We start from the raw sequence: 2,378 nt of genomic DNA on the forward strand, positions 1-2,378 counted from the left end.
CGCCAGCGAAGGCCCCCATGAGGCCAACGTGGCCATCGTGGCCCCGCCGCAGGTGGAAATCACCCCGCCCGTGACCACCCTGCGCTACTCGCTCGACCTCAAGACGCAGAACGTCACCCTCTCGCGCGAAATCCAGCTCGACAACGACGACGAAGGCTACAGCGTGCGTCCCGATCAGGCCAGCGTGGAAATCTCCGTGCCCGAAGCCCTCGTGGAAGACCGCGACTACCTCGACGCCGTGCGCGTCATCGTGCGCCAGCCCGCCGACTTCACTCCCGGCGACAGCGCGGAAGTCACCCCCATCGTCATGCTGCCCTCGGGCGCGGGCCTCATTTCCATCGAACCGCCCACCGTCATGCTCTTCAGCCGCACCGACATCGGCGCGGAAAGCCGCAACTGGGCCCCGGCAGAAAGCATATTCACCCTGCCGACCAACACCTTCGGCATGAAACTGCCCGATCAGCGGGTGTCCGGCAACTTTTCGCTGAGCGACGTCGTGCTGCCTTCGGCCTCCCTGCCCCAGCCCAACGACCTCAAAGTGCCGCCCGCACTCTCCGGCGACGACAAGCCCGCCGACCAGCCGCCCGCGTCCGGAACAGACTCCCCCGCCAAGGTGACCGTGCCCGCCAAGGTCGCGGCTCCGGCCAATATCGCGGCTCCGGCCAGCATCGCGGCCCCGGCAAAAGCCGCCGTTCCCGCCGCTTCCGCCGCCCCGGCCGAAAAGGCTCCCGCAGCACCCGCCGCATCTTCCGGCAGCGCCGACGGCAAAGGCGGAACAACCGCTCCCAAAGCACCCATCGAAACACAGGATTAGCCATGTCTGAACGTCTTTTTGGCACCGACGGCCTGCGCGGCCGGATCAACACCTATCCCCTCACCGTCGAAATGGCCCTGCGCCTCGGTCTCGCCGCCGGCACCGTGTTCCGCTCCGACGAATGCCGCCGCAAGGTCATCATCGGCAAGGACACCCGCCTCTCCGGCTACATGTTTGAATCCGCGCTCACCGCGGGCCTGTGCGCCTCCGGCATGGACGTGTATCAGGTGGGCCCCCTGCCCACCCCCGCCATCGCCTTCCTCACCCGCAACATGCGCGCCGACTTCGGCGTGGTCATTTCCGCCTCGCACAATCCCTATCACGACAACGGCATCAAGTTCTTCGACCGCGAAGGCTTCAAGCTTCCCGACGAGGTCGAAGACAAAATGTCCGAGCTCATCCTCGACAAGGACTACGAATGGGATTACCCCGCCTCCAACAAGGTGGGCCGCGCCTACCGCATCGTGGACGCCTCGGGCCGCTACATCGTGTACCTCAAGAGCAGCTTCCCCCAGCAGCTCACCCTCGACGGCCTGCGCGTGGTCATCGACTGCGCCAACGGCGCCAACTACAAGGTCGCGCCCCTCGCCCTTGAGGAACTCGGCGCCGAAGTCTTCCGCCTCGGCACCTCGCCCGACGGTTTGAACATCAACTATCAGTGCGGTTCCCTGCATCCCGAAAACCTGCAGGCCAAGGTGCGCGAAGTGCGCGCCGACGTCGGTCTCGCCCTCGACGGCGACGCCGACCGCCTCCTCGTTGTCGATGAAAAGGGACGTCTGCTCGACGGCGATCAGATCATGGCCATCTGCGCCGACGACCTCATGAAAAAGGGCAAGCTCAACAAGAACATTCTCGTGGGCACGGTCATGAGCAACATGGCCCTCGAAGTGTTCATGAAGGAACGCGGCGGCCAGCTTCTGCGCACCAAGGTGGGCGACCGCTACGTCATCGAAGCCATGCGTCAGCACAACGCCATGCTCGGCGGCGAACAGTCGGGACACCTCATTTTCCGCGAATACGGCACCACCGGCGACGGCCTGCTCGCCGCGCTCCAGATTCTGCGCATCATGCGCGAAACCGGACGCCCCCTCTCCGAGCTCGCCGACCGCCTCAAGCTCTATCCGCAAAAGCTCATCAACGTGAGCATTTCCCGCAAGATTCCCTTTGAAAAGTGCGAAAAGCTCATGGCCGCCCAGAAGGAAATCGAAGAAAAACTCGGCGCTCACGGCCGCGTGCTGCTGCGCTACTCCGGCACCGAAAACCTCTGCCGCGTCATGGTCGAGGGCGAAGACGAAGATTTCGTGCGTCGCGCCGTCCGCCGTCTGGCCGACGTGGCTTCCGAAGAACTGCGCTGACATGGTCGCGGCACGGAATAACCGCTCCGTGCCGCGTTTTTATCGCCCGTGCATCCTCAATCAACCTGTCACCAGGAGAAATTATGGCCTTTGAAATAAAACAGCAGTTCAAACTGAGCCAGCAGCTCCACATGACGCCCATGCTCAAGCAGGCCATTTCCCTGCTTCTGTTCTCCCGTCAGGAACTGGTGGAAGCGGTGCAGCGGGAA

At 63.9% G+C, this 2,378-nt stretch carries 3 protein-coding genes; all 3 read left to right on the forward strand.

The genetic code is table 11. The features are described 5' to 3' along the window. Positions 1–814, forward strand: an 814-nt coding sequence (locus ACZM96_RS10625; protein ID WP_489489029.1) for a hypothetical protein, incomplete at its 5' end; no start/stop codon positions are given. Between the two features lie 2 nt (positions 815–816). Beyond that, positions 817–2,169, forward strand: a complete 1,353-nt coding sequence (gene glmM / locus ACZM96_RS10630; RefSeq protein ID WP_489489030.1) for a phosphoglucosamine mutase — start codon at positions 817–819, stop codon at positions 2,167–2,169. Positions 2,170–2,252: 83 nt separating this feature from the next. After that, positions 2,253–2,378: hypothetical protein (locus ACZM96_RS10635; RefSeq protein WP_489489032.1), on the forward strand; the 126-nt coding region annotated here is incomplete at its 3' end.

The organism is Mailhella sp. (assembly GCF_057866825.1).